Raw genomic sequence first — 16,522 nt, 5'->3', positions numbered from 1 at the left:
ACTCTCCCAATCCGCTTGCCGCATCTTCCTTTATTTATGTGTTGAATAAACAATCGTATCGCCGATTCTCTGTGATTTATAAGCGGATGATATTCTTCCAACAGACTCGGAATGCCCCAGAAATAAAAATCCCCCGGGATTTAAGCTGTTATAAAAATCCTCCAACACTTTTTCTCTTGATCGATCATCAAAATAGATGAGGACATTTCTGCAAAAGATAAAGTCGCAGCCCGTTACATCACGGATTGCTTTGGAATCCATCAGATTAATCTTTCTGAAGTTAATGCTTCTTCTGAGGGAGGCATTAATCGAATACTTCTCATTCCTTAAAGTAAAATATTTCTCCAGATATTCAGGAGGCACATCCCTGATTGACCTGTAATCATACAAACCGATTTTGGCGCTTTGAAGCACATTCGTATTGATATCTGAAGCGATAATGTGCAAATCCCACTTCTCAGGTTCATCAAGCATTTCCTGTAAAATAATCGCTAATGTATAGGGTTCTTCTCCCGTCGAGCATGCAGCGCTCCAAATTTTGATTTTATAATCGTTGTTTTTTTGCTTTTCCTTGACAACCTGTTGCAGCACTTCTTCTGCGAAATTTCTTAACTGAGGGAAATCCCGGAAAAAATAAGTTTCATTCACGGTAAGATCGTTCATCAAACGATCAAATTCCGCTGTATTCTCGGAAAATTTCAGCAACTGGTAATACTCGTTAAAGCTATTCACTTGAAGTCTTTCTACCTGCTTTTCGATTCTCTTCTGTACGTAATACTTTTTATTGTTTTCATAAGCGATGCCTGTTCTTTGATAAACCAGGCTAATAAATTTGGTGTATAATTCATCGGACAATATCATTCCATCACCTGATTCTTTCAAGTTTCTTTGGCAATGCTGATGCTTCGTTCTGTTTTAATACCGTTCCTTTAATTGCTTCCTTCCATCTTTCCAATTTTTTTATCGAATACTCAACTACTTCCAGAATATATTCAACGCTCTTAAACGGTTTCAGCACATAGTCATTGGCTCCAAGCTCCAAACAGGCCAATGTTTTGTCAATCGTAGACTTCTCTGTCGTCATGATTACCTGGGTCATTGGATCATATTGCTTCACTTTTTTTAGAACGTCTATCCCATCCATCTCCGGCATGTCCATATCCGTCAACAAGATGTGGTACTTCTTGTTTCTGAACATGGCAATCGCTTGTACAGGGTCGGTAAAAATGTCGATGCGGTTCAACCCGGCCAATTCAAGATTTGTCTTTAAAAGCGCCGTTACTGCCTCTTCGTCGTCCAAAATCATGATGTTATAGTCGTTCATTCCGCTGTACCTCCCACAAAATCTGACCTTCATTGTCTATGAATCACTCAGCACCGCGTCCAATTCCGTACCGTACACCCCGAAATACTCCATCGTTTTAATCGAATCAAAAATATTAACGATCCTCTTGTTCAAGGGAATGCCTGCAATAATGCTGATCGAGATTCCTCGCTCGTTCAATTGTCTTTTTAACTCCATCAAGTTTCTCAGTTCATTCTCATCCAATGTTTTCAAACTGCTTACATCAATGAATAATTTTCGGACGAGTGTTCTATCCATTCGTTCCACAATCTCGTTCAGCCTTTTTAAGAAATGACGGTCTCTTGCCTTTACAATTTTAAATAGGATTTTTCCCCTGACATAACCGTAAACCTTTTCAAACAGTCTCATATATTCTCTGCGGAGAATGCTTGTTAACTCATGGTCGAGTTTTATTTTTCCGGCTAACAAGAACAGACATAGATCATAAAATTGTACAATTTCCTGCAGCATGGCATTAAAAGGAACAAGATTCGCTTCATTATGGATTTTAACCGACTGTTCCCGGATGATTTGCCCAACTCCACACTGTCCATATTCTGATTATCGAACAGGAGAGGATGCATTTTTTTGTACTGATCAAAAAACAACTCGAAAAATGCAAGACTTCTTTTATCATTAGGTACCGCTTGGTCTAGCAATCTGCAATCCGAAATATCTACAATTGATACCTTTTCGACGTACATCATTTCAAAATAGGGGTACAGCTCGGACGCTTCCATATCTGTATTCAGAATCATCACGCAGGATGATATTTGACGGTCTGCCAATGTGGCGAATATATCATCATCCGATATATTCGAGTATATAAGCGAGCCGATCTCCTTAATATTATTAAAAATCATAAAAAGGAGGGCTTGTATCATAGGCGCATCGTCGCTGAAAAAAATGGATATATAAACGCGATTCTTCGCAATACTCTTCGTTTCTTTTAAGGTACTGACAATCCCGCCTGTTGGCGCTGTTTTTTCACGCTTGCTCTTCTCTTCAGAGTGTCCTTTCAGGATTTGATCTATTTCTCCCTCAAGCTTTTCGGATGCCTGAATGACATCCTTGTCGTTTTGTTCATCAATCATCGTTTTTTTGGACTCAAACAATTTTTTTACATAGTCCAGACCTTCAAAACACAACCGCAATACTTGACTATCAAGCCTGACCCGCCCTTTTCTGACGAAGTCCAGCAAGTCTTCAATCTTGTGTGTCAAATTGCCGATTTGATCATAGCCGATCATCTGGGAAGAGCCTTTAATCGAATGAGCAATTCGGAACAATTCGTTGACGTCGTCTGACGAATAACCGATCTCCAGTCGGATCAAACATTCCTCGGCTTTCTGAAGGAGCTCTTCCGTTTCTTCAAAATAGGTAATATACATTGGATCCATTACAGTTCCACCTCAACTAAGACGCCAAAGATAAACATAAGCTTATATCTTCTGCACGTTCTGAATCCTGTTAACAGCTTTAATAATTTCATCTGCGACTTTGTATGAAGGAACAACAATCTCCGCTCCCCCACGGTTGATCGCTTCTTGCGGCATTCCGAAAACAATTGCCGTCGATTCATCCTCTGCAATGGTAATCCCTCCCGACTTTCTGATTTTCACCATTGCATCAGCGCCGTCATCACCCATTCCGGTCATAATGACGCCAACCACTTTTTCCCCTCCACACCGCTCGAGCACCGATTCCATCGTGACATTCACGCTAGGCATAAACTGCGTCACCGGACTGGAGGAGAGACGCAGCAGCCTGCCATCTCTGTGTACGAGCAGCTGATACCCTCCCGGAGCAAGATATCCCCTTCCATTAGCCAGCACATCGCCGGCTTCCGCTTCTTTGAAGGAAATTGCACACGCCTCCGCCATCCTTCTGGCAAAAGAAGAGGTGAATGTAGGAGGCATGTGTTGTACAACCAGGACTGCGGCCTTCAGGTCGGAAGGAAGCTGAGGAAGCACTTCCATCAATGTTCCCGGTCCTCCCGTGGAGACGCCTATGACGACAATGGCTGACAAATCGTTGCTCTGAACCATTCGCGATTTTCTGGAATAAGCGGCTGTTTTTCTTGGCGCTGTTGTACTCCTGGCCCTTATTCTGTTGCTCAGGTTCTTTCTGTTAGCGCTTTTATAAGCCAATTTCACTTTTTCAATAATTTCCCTTCCCACTACATGGATATCTGAAGAAACCGTTCCGGAAGGTTTGGCTACATAATCGAAAGCTCCCAAAGCCAACGCCTCAAAGGTCGTCAGCGCTCCCTCCGTCGATAATGAACTGATAATGATGATCGGGATTTCCGGATAATCGTTCAATATGTGCTGCATGGAAGTCAATCCGTCCATGACCGGCATATTGATGTCCATCGTGATGACATCCGGTTTTAATTCCTTGACTTTGTCGATTGCATCCTGTCCGTCTCTTGCCGTACCGACCACCTCAAGAGCGCCATCCGTCAGTACAATGTCTCTTAATGCTTTTCTCATCAACGCGGAATCATCCACGATCAATACCTTAATCCGATTCCTCATCACAACCACCTGCAATCAAAAAAATTGGAAATTACCCCAGACCAATCCTGCATTCGGCCTAGGGCAAACCAACTTAAGCTGGTATTTTTTGGATTTTTAATATTTTATCCAGGTTCAGGATCAAGATCATTCTTTTCCCGTCATTAAGCTTGCCGACACCTTCCACATAATCGCTTTCGACGCCATTGCTCAATATATCCGGAGGAATCTCAATCAAAGCCCTTTCGAATCGCAACACCTCCGAGACAGCGTCAACTACGATCCCTGTTTTCACGCCGCCGTAGTCTACAATGATGATTCGGGTAGCATCGGTCATCTCTTTTTCAGTTAATCCGAAGAACTTTCTTAAATCCAATGCAGGGATAATATTCCCCCGCAAATTCACAATACCGTCGATATAGTACGGTGCGCGAGGAATCTTCGTTACTTCGGTCATACGGTTGATTTCCTGCACTTCTTTTATTTTTATGCCATATTCTTCGGTCCCGATTTTAAAAGTAACCAGGTGTTCTTCATCCATAATCTGCCTTTCGATGGTTTTCACCTCGTCACCTTCCTGTATAGCATCCTTTAAGCCGCTAATCCTATGGTACTGATCGACAGAGATCATGTTCTTGGGCTCAAGCAGCATAATCAAACGTTTCCCGTCGTTCAGCTTGGCAACACCCGCAAGTTGTTCGCCGACTTGCATCGAAAACTTAGGGAGAGGCTGGATGATATTGGCATGTATCCTTAAGACCTCCAACACCTTGTCAACCATAATTCCAGCCGTAAAGTCTCCCATATCTACGACAAGAACTCTTGTTTGATCCGTAATCTCCTTGTACTCCATACCGAAGTAGGTTCGCAAATTAATAATGGGCAGCAGATCGTTGCGAATGGACACAACGCCTTCCACATAAACTTCACAATTCGGCACTTTCATGATTTCAGGCACGCGAATGATTTCTTTGACCTGCATAATCCCGATCGCATACTCCTCGTGGCCAAGCAGAAACGACACCAACTGATCGTCATCGCCGGCATCGGATTCCTGCTTCGAATCATCGCTGGCAACTCTTGCGATCTGTTGTTCATGGGTTTGCAGTGTCGCTTCGCTGCCTTTAACCGCCTTGATGACGTCAAGCAACATAATGAGTCTGTTTCCGCCCTCCAACTTGACAACTCCTTGCAAATAGTCGGAACTCATATTTGTAACGATTTGCGGCGGTTCCTCGATGTCTTGCGTGCTGACGCGCAGCACTTCAGACACCCTGTCAACGACAACTCCGGTTGCCGAGCCGTTCACATCGATAACCAGAACTCTGCTGTTTTCATCCTTCTCCTTCTTTGCTATGTTAAGTCTGGCTCGCCCATCAATAATGGGCAGAACATGACCTCGCAAGTTGCAGGCTCCCTCAATGTAATCCGGGGCATTCGGAACTTTCGTAATTTCCGGAACTCTGACGATTTCCTTCACATTCATAATGTCCGCCCCGAATTCATCATCTCCAAGATGGAAAGTGACCAACTGACGTTCGGCAAAATTCATTTGATTATCAATAGCCGCCATATCATCGCCCCCATCCCGTTACATATTTTGAAGCTCGTCGGCAAGTCCGGATATTTCCTCAATCGCTTCAGCCAGGTCTTGCATGCCTTTCGCCTGCTCGGCTGCGGCGACCGCTGCTTCCGCTGCGCCCCGGCTGGCTTCCTGGGCGGCAGCGGCAATTTGCTCGACGCCTTTTCTGGCCTGTTCCAGCGCGACCATCGATTCCTCTGTGTTTTTCAGTACTTCTGTCGTTCCCGCAACGACCTTGACCATACTTTCTTCAATGACATTCAGGTTATGTGTAATCTTCTTCGCCTTTTCCGCTTCGGCAAACGCAGTCTTGCTGGAAGAATCGATATCGGCAGCAACACGTTGAATCTGGCTCTGGATACCTCTGACCAGATCCTTGATTTTATCGGTATTCTCGGCGGATTCATTGGCAAGTGAGCGGATGTCGCCGGCTACCACCGAGAAACCTCTTCCAAACTCCCCTGCCCTTGCCGCTTCGATCGAACCATTCACAGCCAGCATATTGGTCTGAATCGTTACATTGACAATCGCATCGACGATCTTATCGATTTGTCGAATGGTTTCTTCCAGACTTTTAATGTTTTTGGCGGAAACCAGGCTCGCTTCAGCGGAAGTTGAAATTCCGGAAATCATATCCTCTACCGCAGTCTTATTGTTTTCAAGCAGTTTTTGCAGTTCTGTCAGTTTTTCCGTGGAGAAAGCCGCCCGTTCGTTCATTTGCTTGGATGCGACAGCGAGCTTTTCCGCAAGCTGCGCGGACTTATCCGTGAGCTCGGCTTGCGCCTGGGCGCCGGCGGAAATCTGCTGCATCGCCTTCAATATCTCAGCGGCAGTGGAATTTCCCTCCTCCACGTTGGCGGATAATTCTTCCGCCGCAGCGGCAAGCGCCTCGGATGATTTCTGGGCGTCTGTCGATACTTTCAGATCCTCCGCCATCTGGGCTAGATCGGATGCTGCTGCGTTCAACTCGCTGAACGCTTTATTCTGCATCTGCAACGATTTTTCGATTTCCTCGGAGCTGCTGCTCTGCTGTTCGGCCGCTGCGGCAATTTGCTCGGCGAGAGCCAGAAATTCGGCTGCCCCCTTGCTTGCATCAATCGCGTTTTGCGATATTTCGGCAACGCCGCGCTGCACAATGACGACATCTTGGGCAATTTTTACAAGGTCGGCCGTCGTTCTCTTCGCTTTCTCAACCTCTTCGTTGGCAGCCTTTCCGGCATTTTCAATATCCGCGACGACGATCTTCACATTGCTTTGAATCTCCGTAACCATTTCCCTGATATTTCTGGCGGACTTCTCCGAAATCTCGGCCAGGTTTCTGACCTCGTCGGCAACCACGGCAAATCCTCTTCCATGCTCGCCCGCTCTTGCTGCCTCGATAGCCGCATTTAAGGCGAGCAGATTAGTTTGATCGGCAATTCTCACGACAGCCTGCACAATGTTGCCGATTTCATCCGACTGCTTTTCAAGCTCCCCAACCAGTTTGACCGACTCAAGATTGACCTCTGCCGCAGATTGGATTCCTGCTATCATGTTTTCAATTTCGCTGGAAGTGTTCTCGATTAATTCTTTCGCCAAATCTACGCGTTCCAGCGATTCCTTGGCATTTTTGTCCGCAATAACGGATGCCTTCTCAATCTGGTTAATAGCAGCTCTTGATTCTTCCGCTGCCGAAGAAGCTTCATTCGCGCCTTTAGCGATTTGTTCCGTTGTTGAGCCAAGCTCTTCCGCCGCGCTGCTGGCTTCTTCAATGCCGGAAGCGAGCTGCTCGGTTGCCGTTGCAATCCGCTCTGCGAGCTGTTGCTGTTTGGCTAGTGTCCTTGCCCTGACTTTATCCTGAGCCTGCTTTTTCGCAAGCGCTCTCTTCCGTTCCAGGTCATCGGACTGACCCGAAAGCTGTCCTCCGTTCCTGTCGTTTGGATTAACCGCCGGTCTTGCAAGCTTCTTTTCCATAAAACGATACGCCTCCCAAGGTATAAGTAATTTCAGTTTATTATTAGGCTCAGTATATTCATTGCTGCTAAGCTAATAATCGTCTAAGCATCGCAGAGTAAGTACTGGCCTTAATAATTTAACGAATAAGCGATGCGGATTTTATGTACTGTATGGCTTTAGTAATCGGGACAATAGATGATAAAGTACACATTAACACCATCTCCCGTCGGTTCATTCCCCAAGTATCCATCACGAAATAATAAATAAATCCTTTTACGCAGTTCCTCTATAGTCGTTTGTATATTGCTTTGGACTAAGGATTTATGAATTTCAGCTAATGTATAGAATTCGCTTTCCATGTTCTTTAATAACTTTAATAATTCCTCGTCGGTAATCTGTTGCATTTGTAGCCCTCGTTTTTGATTTTTCGGTTTATGAAAACAATCTTTCAAACTGTCATGAAACACACTGTCTTTTACTGAAAAGCCACGTGTTTGACAAAGTTCGCCTGCCACATAAATGAAGCTCTCCGAAGCAAGCTGCCGGGAATTAGACTCTCAGAGATTCAAATAGGACATTTTAAGAAAACAGGTCTAAATCGTATAAATCCAAGAGACAATCAATAACACCAAAATGACCGAAATCACCTCCAACAGGATTTACAGAGTTCAACATTTGAATTTCACCTCTGCGTCATTTTGTTGGCACATTTGTTACCAAAGCATTGCACTTCTTTATCGCTAAACTCCCAAGTACTGAGAAGATCACCCTCTCGTCTGTAATGTGTTTATAGAGTAATAGTCTTTTAGTTCACACCCTATTTCTCTAGTTTCAAGTAAGTGTTCGGGGATACTTAAAAATTCCCGAACATAAAATTCATCAAATTGTGTAGTGCAATGTTTCAAAAGTTCTTCCCTTGCCTTTAAAGGAGAGATTCCCTTACGGTATGCTCGATTTGACAGCATACTGTCGTAAGCGTCAATGATTGTGCAAATCCTAGCATGAATAGGGATTTCTTCCCCTTTCATTCCAAACGGATATCCCAACCCATCTAGCCGTTCATGATGAAACTTCACAATGTCGATGATCTCTTCGTCGATGTCTCCTTCCGCCAACAATAACCTCATTCCCATAATGGGATGACATTTCATTACCTCCCATTCCTTCGGGGTCAATGATCCTTCTTTATTTAACACTTCATTCGAAATCAAAATTTTTCCGCAGTCATGAAGACAGCAACCGATTATTAATTTTTGTTTTTGTTCATTACTAAAGTTAAGTTGATCAGCAAATATATTAGCCATATTCCCAACGCGCAAGGAATGATGGTATGTTTCTAAATCCTTTGATAATAATTCGAATAAAAATTTAACATAAATTTCCTCCACATAATCAACCCACTTTGCGAGTAATGTATCATTCCCGGTTCTTCTTGACAGGGAAAACGACGATATGATTTTAATAATGAGTTCAATCATCTTTAGAGGAGGATCAAAAAAGAATGTCACTTTTAGAGCTATTATCCTGAAACTTCGAAAAGGGCATATTCATAGCGTCTGTATACACAAATGCCTTGAGGTAATCGGGATATTCTCGTTTCGAGAATCTATCATCCAGGAGATTGGCTATTTAATGCGATCGCCAACATCACAGTTCCACAAACTATACTTTTCATGAATTCATGGATAAAATCCTGAAAGGAGATCTACTTCCCTTGGTATTTCACACTACTAAATTGGACATCCCAACCCTTTCGAACAGAACAAAAGTATCATTTTGTTATGTTTAAATATGATCTCAAATGAAACTAAAACCCTTATATTAAACTTATATTTCGTAATAAGAATAAATAAGGAAGGATTTTAATCGAACTTATTGAATTTAACATTATATCTAAGCATAATTTTGAGGTGTATAAAAAAATGGCAGCAAGACATGGAGCAAATGCAGTTGAACCAATACGTGATTTGGACAAAATTCAAGAAATTAAAAATTATTTGCTACCACGATCTTATCGCGATTATTTCTTATTTGTTTTCGAATTAATTCCGGGTTAAGAATAAGCGATATACTCCCTTTAAAAGTTTTGGATGTGGTATATACCAAGCATTTAAAAGTAAGAGAAAAGAAAACCGGAAATTCAAGGAAAATTATTATTACAAACGCTTTAAGAAAAGAAATTGAAAAATACACGAAAAACCTTGCAGATTCAGATTATTTGTTTCCCTCCAGAAAAGGAGGGAAACCTATACATCGAGTACAGGCATGGCAAATTATTCATGATGCTGCAAAAGCATGTAATGTTGAAGGAGCTATAGGAACTCATACATTACGTAAACATTCGGTTATCATTTTTATCAACGTTTTAAGGATGTAGCGATGCTGCAATATATTTTTGGACATTCCAGTCCATCGGTTACCTTAAGATACATAGGAATTAACGATGACATGGTAGATGAAGCCTTGGAGACATTTTCTCTTTAGTGCTTTTTGTCTAATTCTGGTGAAATTATTGACGAAATTGCTGGAATTATTGCTTCAAATGTTTTATAATTTGCGACAGCAATAGTCTATTTTTCACAAAACACATAACAAAATGATACTTTTGTTTTTTATATTTTCATTTAAAATCTCTTAATAATAGGACAATTGTTCCTGTTTATATTATCATCAAGGCTTCTTTCAATGAGAAAAAGAGAATTAGTTGGAAAATCGTGTCGAGAAAAGTCTAAAAGCAAAAGTCAATCTGTACAAAACGTTTGTTTTGTAAGATTGACTTTTTTCGACATTATAGAATTTATAAATTTCCGAGGTGGGAGAAGGACTTCCACCTTATTTTTGTTTTTGATAAGGTATGACTATGGAGACAAATGTGCTGAAGCAGATTTTCTTTGATGAACATCAGCATTGGGATCAATTTAGTGCCAAGCACAAGGACAAGCTTCATCCCAATGTCCTCGAAGAAGTCGAAAAGTTCCGGGAATGCGGAAACTTAGAAAATGGTTTTAAGTTAATGGCCTGTGAAGGCTGCCATGATTTGAAGCTTGTTCCGTATCGCTGCAAAAGACGCTTTTGCACAACCTGTTCCTGCGGGGAGACAGAAGAATGGGCTCGTCTACTAGAAGAAGATGTGTTTCAGGTCAATCATCGACATGTGATCTTTACGATCGATTAGGGTTTACGCGACGTATTCCTCCTCCTGAAGCAGCAAATGCCCTTTATGAGGTTCCTGACAAAACGGTTCACGTATCCATTGACGATGTTGAGAACCAACGGACTTATATCCTGAACGGAACCGGGACGATTCATGTGCTGCGGTTGCTCGTCGCTTTTTTATTGCATAACCATTTGCTTACAGTACATTATCTCCAATTCTTTGTTGATGGCGCCTTTTAATTTCGACTGTGTCTGCCTACAGCGAGAGATGACCGAACGGCGAACCACTTAATCGGATTCTGCGTTCCTTACAGGAGTGCGGTTCTGCGTAATGTTCTCGTTGAAGTTTTCCCATTGTCGCCATTCAGGAAAACGTATCCCTTCACCAAGCTGACGGAAACCAAGGTATCCGTCAGCTGTAAAGACGGATACCGCATATTGACCCCAAAACGATTTTTTGAAGGACTTGTCATACTTTTGATTCACCTGTGCTCACGACACCAATTTGGGAGCTCAATCCAACGAATATCTGGATTTAGACGGCCGTTATAAGTCAAGACCATTTCGAAAACAATCTTATATCAGGTCAGACTTTTGAAGCAGTCGCTCGACCATTGCCGCAACCTCGGCTCTAGTGATGAAGGCTTTAGGAGCAAGCTCTGTACCGCTTCTTCCCGATACGATGCCAGCCTGCACACAGTCGGTAATGCTGCTGATCGCCCATGAGGATACTCCTGCTGCATCGCCAAACGGACGAAGTGTTGCGTCTGCCGAGTGAACCGTCAGTTTGGCTTTCAGTCCGGTGATCGCCATCGCTTTGGAGAGGATGATCATCGCCTGTTCGCGCGTGATCTTGTCATTCGGCCGGAAGGTGCCGTCTTCAAACCCATTGATCAAGTGATAAGCATATGCTGTGTTAACGGCACTGTTGTACCAATCTGCTACCTTCACGTCCGAGAATGGTGTAGTCTCATTCTCCAGCTTAAGCCCCAATCCGCGAACGATGATCGCTGCAAACTCAGCGCGGGTAATGTCCCGGTCAGGACTAAACATGCCATTGCCTGTACCCTCGATGATCATGCGCGATCCCATATCATTGACGGCATCTTTCGCCCAATGATTTGCTACATCGCCAAATTCGAGCGGTTGCCATACGACTGTGTACGTACTGTTCGTCAGGCTGTTGATTTTGGCGTAATATTTGCCGTCGATCAGGATGATCCTGGTCGGCACGTGCCGCACGGTTCCGTCCGGTTCGACGACGACGCCTGTCGTGATCCTGGCCGGATCCGCGCCGTCCGGAATGGCAATGGTACGCTCCACGTAAGCGTTAAACTTCGACACTTCGATGACGGTATCACCATACGCGGCTTTTACCGTAAAGTCGAGCGGCGAGGCGACCAGGGTAAACGTTCCTTTGGCCGCCGCGTTCTCTACGACTTTCACCGTATCGGCTGCCGGTGCGGCGATTTCGACCTGCACCTTGATGTCCTGCAAAGCCACCGATTTCCCGATCTGATCGGATACGGCGCTGATGTTGATTTGCTGCGCTGGCAATGTATAGGCGGCGCGGTCTGTTTTGATCTCCAGAACCGCTTGCTTGTCCTCCATGTTTTTGACCATTTGGCCGTTCAATTCGCCGACGACCACATCGGATTTGGCGTTCGCCGGAATCGTGACAACGGCGCCTTGACCTTCCGCCGCGAGCCTGTCATCCAGTTTTTTCTGGTCAATGGTTATCGTGGTTACGGTTTGGTCGTTTCGTTTCGTTGTGGTTGCAGTACCCGCGTTTTCCACCTTGCCGTTGACGAGCACATCCGCTCCTTTATTGGCGGTCTCCGGCTCCGGCGGAGCCGTTGGTTGCGCGGGTGTGCTGCTCCCGCCGCCGGATGGCGATCTCGGCGTCGCGCTCGCTTCGTTGGAAACGGCTACCTCTTCGCCGGCATTCATCGCCCTGACTTTGAAATAATAAGTTGTCCCGTTCGTCAGGCCCGTGGCCGTATACGCCGCGCTGTAGACGGCATCGGTGACCGTTGCGACCGGCGAGTCCCCATACGTGCCGCTTGCCAATCTTTGATACACTTCATAGGCATTCGCCTCGGGGATCGCATTCCAGCTTAATCCGGCCTGACGATTGCCCGCTGTCGCCGTCAACACAACCGTCGTCGCCGGAACCGTCGAGAACGCCCACATCGATTTGTCCGAAATCTCCGCGATCTCATGACCTGCCCTGTCGGTAAACGCTCCCTCGTCCATCGTGACGTAATAGGCGGTGTCATATTGGAGGTTCGCGGGCAGATCGATCCGGACAACGGAGCGGTCGACTGTGTACGTGCGGGTTGAAGTTCAATCTCGAGCCGAATGTATGTAACCCCGCAATGATTCCTGGGGTGATTTTATGTTTCTTTTCGAAGTATTCCTTTACGAAACCGCTTCATCCATAAACTCCTTGAGCAGGTGACGGTGCTTTAAGAAGATCTCTCGAAGTCCTTCGTCTATTGTCATGATCACATGACGATGATTGACCTGAAATACATCTTCCTCGAGCAGCCTGCTCCACTCTTCTGTCTCGCCGCATGAACAGGTCGTGCAGAATCTCCCTTTGCAGCGATACGGAACAAGCCGCAGGTCATGGCATCCTTCACACACCAGCAGCTTAAACCCATTCTTTGGATTCCCGCAATCACGGAACTTGGCGACCTCTTTCAGGACATTCGCTCGGATCCTTCCTTCATTCTTCCGGACAAACTTGTCCCAATGGCCATGTTCATCGAAAAAAATTCGCTTTAGGATGTTCGGTTCCATACGTTCAAATTACCAGAAAAAACGAAATGGATGAAACCTGAACTTCACCCGAAAAGTTATAAATTCTGATATGTTCAAAAAAGCGCAGACTTCTTTTTCCTTGTTCGTTTTCCAAGGGAGCAGCCTGTTGTCGACATGAGGAAGCCCAATGGAAAATCCCCCCATACATCGGATTAATGGGTGGACGCTTGCGTCCGGGCGGGCCCGAACCGCGGATACGGCTTGCTTGATGCGCAATACCGCATGTTGCAGCCTGTTCATCGTAATCGGCTTCAGCAGATAGTCGGTCGATTGAATTTCAAACGCTTCCACCGCATACTCCGCGTACGCCGTCGTAAACACAATCGGCATTTGGGGCTGGATTGCCCTCATTTTCCTCGCCGCCTCCATGCCCGTCATGCCCGGCATCTGGTTATCCAGGAAAACGGCGTCCACAGGCGTCGTGTCCAAAGCTTCTATCGCCCGAATCGGATTCACAAACCTTCCGACGACCTTGACATCCCCTATTTGCCCAAGCAAAATCTCTAACAGATTGAGTGCATCTTCTTCATCATCCACGAGCAACACACGAATCATTGGGCTTGCCTCCTTCGCACGCCTATTGAAAGACACCAGTAACAAACAGTAAAAAATCGTCAATTCATTTGCAATCTTCGCCGATCATGGCCACATTACGGACATATTCGACAGAAATGGTCCAATTCCTTGCCTTTCGTCGGATTCGCCTTGGTTCACTTCATGATTGTTCCGTTACAACAGAAGCGGCTGTTCATGTTTGCGATCAGCCGCTTACTGCTGTTTATTCATTACTCCCCGGGCTTCGTCGTCATCAGACTATACAGCTTCGTATGCCGCGGGAACTTGTCGGTAAACGGCACAAGGGAGCTGCCTACCTTCATCAATCCATTCCCGGCGTCAACATTGGTGATATAAGAGAGTTGCAGTTCCGAAATATTAAGAAGCTCGGCAAGCTCTACCCGGTCGGTAGCTGCCTGATTCAGCATGACGATAAATTCGCTGTTCGCGAGCATGGTCCGGGCCGTATGGCTTTGCAGCAAATCATCCACGTTTTGCGTAATGCCCGTACAAAAAGCGCCATACTTTCGGACGCGCTTCCAAAGCGTGAACAGAAAGTTGGCGCTGTATTCATGCTGGAACAGAAGATAGATTTCGTCGATAATGATAAACGTATTTTTGCCTTTGGCCCGATTTTGTGTAATCCGATTCAGGATGCTGTCCAGGACAACCAGCATGCCGATCGGGAGAAGCTGTTTGCCCAGATCGAGAATGTCGTAGCAGATGAGCCGGTTATGGACATTGACATTGGTCGGTTTGGCGAACGTGTTCAGACTGCCGGAAGTAAACAGTTCGATCGCAAGCGCGATGTCCTGCGCTTCCGGCTCCGATTGCTTGAGCAGCTCCGTACGAAAGTCCTGAAGCGTCGGCGGCTGTCCCTTATAGTTGCTCTGCAAATACTTCCTGTACACGCTGGCGGTGCAGCGGTCAATGAGCGACTTTTCTTTGGCTCCCAGATGGTATCCGCCAATCAACTGCTCGCAAAGCGAGAGGACGAATTCCGACTTGAGAATGATCGGATTGGCACCGTCGCCATATTGCCGATTCATATCCATCGCATTGATATGGTTGGGCGAAGTGGCAGATATATGAATCGTCTCGCCGCCCAATGCGTTCACCAGCGCGGAGTATTCCCTTTCCGGGTCGATCAGAATCATATCGTCGTCGCTGGCCAGCATCTGGTTGACGATTTCCCGTTTCGCGGTAAAGCTTTTGCCGGAACCGGATACGCCGAGGATAAAGCTGTTTCCGTTCAGCAATTGCTTGCGGTTGGCAATAATCATGTTTTTGCTGATCACATTTTGTCCGTAGTAAATGCCGCCCGGATGCACGATTTCCTGCGCCCGAAACGGAATAAAGACAGCCGTGCTTTCCGTCGTTAACGTCCGCAAAGCTTGAACCTTCCGCAAGCCGTAGGGGAGCGCCGTATTCAGACCGTCCATTTGCTGGTAGGTCAGCGTGGAAAACTGGCACAAATGCTTGCGGGCGGTTGTGAGCAGCGCCTCCGTATCGCTGTCGAGCTGCTCCTTGCTGTCCGCGATATGGACCATCGTCAGAAGGCCGAACATCATCCGCTGGTCGCGGGTAGTCAGGTCGTTCAGAAATTCTTTGCTCTCTTTGCGTTGCTGCTCCATATCGTAAGGAACCACGGCGGAAAAATTGTTGTTCCGGTTTTGTCGCCGCTGCCAATTCGTGATATTCGTCTCCACGCCGAGCAAACGGCTCTCCACCTCGCGAACGGCCTCGTCGGTCGGAATCGGGATAATATCCAGCGACAGCAGCAAATTCCGGTTCAGTTCGCAAAGCTCGGATACCATGCTGTCCTTAATATAGCTGGCGTATTCCCGCAGAAAGATGACACGGCCATAAAAATTGCCCATCCGAAAATGATCTTTTTCAAACTCGAACGTATCCGGGCAAATGTAGTCCTTGAAATCATGCCCCTTGCGCACCGTTTCGGACAAATGGAAACGAAAATCCGCTTCCTCGCCGATCCGAAAGAAATCATGGAAAATGCGCAGACGGTCGGTTGCATCCAGTTCGATACATTTGGAACCGAGACGGGAAAAATGCGACATCAATTCGGTTCCGACCCTCGCGAAATATTGACGGGCTTCCTCCACATTTTTCTTGACGACCGAAATGGTAACGTACTTTTCCTGAATCGTGCCGTTCGCGCCGATGGCCTTTGCGAGCAACATCTCGTTGTACTCTTGCCGGTACACATCGAGATGGTCCTCCCGAAGCGGAATCAGAATCGAGCTTTCAAAATCGGCCCGATTCAAACGCCGGTTATGGATTGTAATTTTCGTGGTCGCTCCGCTGTCAAAGGAATTGAGCAGCTCGGAATAAGACAAAAACATTGCTTCCTTGTCTTCCCTGGACGCTACGGCGTAGTTGATATCCTCGAACCGGTACGATTTGGAGAACTTGTTGCCGACAAAAAAAATCCCGTCCGGCCAAAGGGCGCGAATCGGGATGACTTGCTGAACGCCTTTCGGGATGACAAATCGTTCCTTGTCCTGCTTGATGATGCGTCTGAGCGTTTTAATCACGGCGCTTCATCCTTTCCTGCTCACGATACTGCATGCTCTTTTTCAGCGC

12 protein-coding genes and 3 pseudogenes are annotated in these 16,522 nt (G+C 45.8%); 2 read left to right on the top strand and 13 right to left on the bottom strand.

What is annotated here, in order from left to right:
* Window positions 1-30: 30 nt before the first annotated feature.
* The 9 genes from SD70_RS14745 to SD70_RS14705 all read right to left on the bottom strand — a co-directional run bounded on the left by SD70_RS14745 (window position 31) and on the right by SD70_RS14705 (window position 8,769).
* Window positions 31-861, bottom strand: coding sequence for a CheR family methyltransferase (locus SD70_RS14745; protein ID WP_052487456.1), 831 nt, complete (start codon window positions 859-861; stop codon window positions 31-33).
* Between the two features lie 4 nt (window positions 862-865).
* A complete protein-coding gene (locus SD70_RS14740; RefSeq protein WP_041048303.1) occupies window positions 866-1,324 on the bottom strand; it encodes a response regulator in 459 nt (152 codons plus the stop codon).
* Between the two features lie 36 nt (window positions 1,325-1,360).
* A complete protein-coding gene (locus SD70_RS14735) occupies window positions 1,361-1,714 on the bottom strand; it encodes a hypothetical protein (protein WP_156158029.1) in 354 nt (117 codons plus the stop codon).
* A 53-nt stretch (window positions 1,715-1,767) separates the two neighbouring features.
* The gene (locus SD70_RS14730; protein ID WP_041048301.1) at window positions 1,768-2,745 is read right to left on the bottom strand and encodes an Hpt domain-containing protein; all 978 of its coding nucleotides are present in this window, start codon (window positions 2,743-2,745) and stop codon (window positions 1,768-1,770) included.
* Window positions 2,746-2,787: 42 nt separating this feature from the next.
* On the bottom strand, window positions 2,788-3,885 hold the full coding sequence (locus SD70_RS14725; protein WP_041048300.1) for a protein-glutamate methylesterase/protein-glutamine glutaminase: 1,098 nt from the start codon (window positions 3,883-3,885) through the stop codon (window positions 2,788-2,790).
* 73 nt (window positions 3,886-3,958) lie between these two features.
* Window positions 3,959-5,437, bottom strand: coding sequence for a chemotaxis protein CheW (locus SD70_RS14720; protein ID WP_052487455.1), 1,479 nt, complete (start codon window positions 5,435-5,437; stop codon window positions 3,959-3,961).
* Between the two features lie 18 nt (window positions 5,438-5,455).
* Window positions 5,456-7,399 (bottom strand): methyl-accepting chemotaxis protein, encoded by a 1,944-nt coding sequence (locus SD70_RS14715; RefSeq protein ID WP_041048299.1) that lies wholly within the window; start codon window positions 7,397-7,399, stop codon window positions 5,456-5,458.
* A gap of 158 nt (window positions 7,400-7,557) precedes the next feature.
* Window positions 7,558-7,896, bottom strand: coding sequence for a hypothetical protein (locus SD70_RS14710; protein WP_156158028.1), 339 nt, complete (start codon window positions 7,894-7,896; stop codon window positions 7,558-7,560).
* A gap of 249 nt (window positions 7,897-8,145) precedes the next feature.
* Window positions 8,146-8,769: an HD-GYP domain-containing protein gene (locus SD70_RS14705; RefSeq protein ID WP_052487472.1), complete on the bottom strand. Its 624-nt coding sequence runs from the start codon at window positions 8,767-8,769 to the stop codon at window positions 8,146-8,148.
* A 534-nt stretch (window positions 8,770-9,303) separates the two neighbouring features.
* On the opposite strand from SD70_RS14705, the pseudogene SD70_RS34890 reads away from it, so the two are divergent.
* Both SD70_RS34890 and SD70_RS14700 read left to right on the top strand, forming a co-directional pair.
* Window positions 9,304-9,865, top strand: a pseudogene (locus SD70_RS34890) (site-specific integrase).
* Between the two features lie 376 nt (window positions 9,866-10,241).
* A pseudogene (locus SD70_RS14700) lies at window positions 10,242-10,553 on the top strand (transposase zinc-binding domain-containing protein); the annotation flags it as partial.
* Window positions 10,554-11,113: 560 nt separating this feature from the next.
* Here the strand turns inward: SD70_RS14700 and SD70_RS14695 are convergent.
* From SD70_RS14695 to SD70_RS14680, 4 genes and pseudogenes are all read right to left on the bottom strand, one after another.
* A complete protein-coding gene (locus tag SD70_RS14695) occupies window positions 11,114-12,793 on the bottom strand; it encodes an S-layer homology domain-containing protein (protein WP_082053364.1) in 1,680 nt (559 codons plus the stop codon).
* 70 nt (window positions 12,794-12,863) lie between these two features.
* A pseudogene (locus SD70_RS36960) lies at window positions 12,864-13,342 on the bottom strand (IS91 family transposase); the annotation flags it as partial.
* Window positions 13,343-13,351: 9 nt separating this feature from the next.
* Window positions 13,352-13,918 (bottom strand): LytR/AlgR family response regulator transcription factor, encoded by a 567-nt coding sequence (locus SD70_RS14685; RefSeq protein ID WP_052487451.1) that lies wholly within the window; start codon window positions 13,916-13,918, stop codon window positions 13,352-13,354.
* Window positions 13,919-14,148: 230 nt separating this feature from the next.
* Entirely contained in the window at window positions 14,149-16,473 is a 2,325-nt protein-coding gene (locus SD70_RS14680; RefSeq protein ID WP_041048297.1) for a VirB4-like conjugal transfer ATPase, CD1110 family, read from the bottom strand.
* Between the last annotated feature and the right edge of the window lie 49 nt (window positions 16,474-16,522).

Source organism: Gordoniibacillus kamchatkensis (assembly GCF_000829455.1).
Lineage (GTDB): Bacteria > Bacillota > Bacilli > Paenibacillales > NBRC-103111 > Gordoniibacillus > Gordoniibacillus kamchatkensis.
This window is presented reverse-complemented; position numbering and strand designations above follow the sequence as displayed.

Excerpts from the sequence above, each read along its gene's own strand:
- SD70_RS14745 (WP_052487456.1), bottom strand. The coding sequence starts at position 861 with ATGATATTGTCCGATGAATTATACACCAAATTTATTAGCCTGGTTTAT.
- SD70_RS14695 (WP_082053364.1), bottom strand. The coding sequence starts at position 12,793 with ATGGACGAGGGAGCGTTTACCGACAGGGCAGGTCATGAGATCGCGGAG.
- SD70_RS14725 (WP_041048300.1), bottom strand. The coding sequence starts at position 3,885 with ATGAGGAATCGGATTAAGGTATTGATCGTGGATGATTCCGCGTTGATG.
- SD70_RS14720 (WP_052487455.1), bottom strand. The coding sequence starts at position 5,437 with ATGGCGGCTATTGATAATCAAATGAATTTTGCCGAACGTCAGTTGGTC.
- SD70_RS14730 (WP_041048301.1), bottom strand. The coding sequence starts at position 2,745 with ATGGATCCAATGTATATTACCTATTTTGAAGAAACGGAAGAGCTCCTT.
- SD70_RS14735 (WP_156158029.1), bottom strand. The coding sequence starts at position 1,714 with ATGAGACTGTTTGAAAAGGTTTACGGTTATGTCAGGGGAAAAATCCTA.
- SD70_RS14715 (WP_041048299.1), bottom strand. The coding sequence starts at position 7,399 with ATGGAAAAGAAGCTTGCAAGACCGGCGGTTAATCCAAACGACAGGAAC.
- SD70_RS14685 (WP_052487451.1), bottom strand. The coding sequence starts at position 13,918 with ATGATTCGTGTGTTGCTCGTGGATGATGAAGAAGATGCACTCAATCTG.
- SD70_RS14740 (WP_041048303.1), bottom strand. The coding sequence starts at position 1,324 with ATGAACGACTATAACATCATGATTTTGGACGACGAAGAGGCAGTAACG.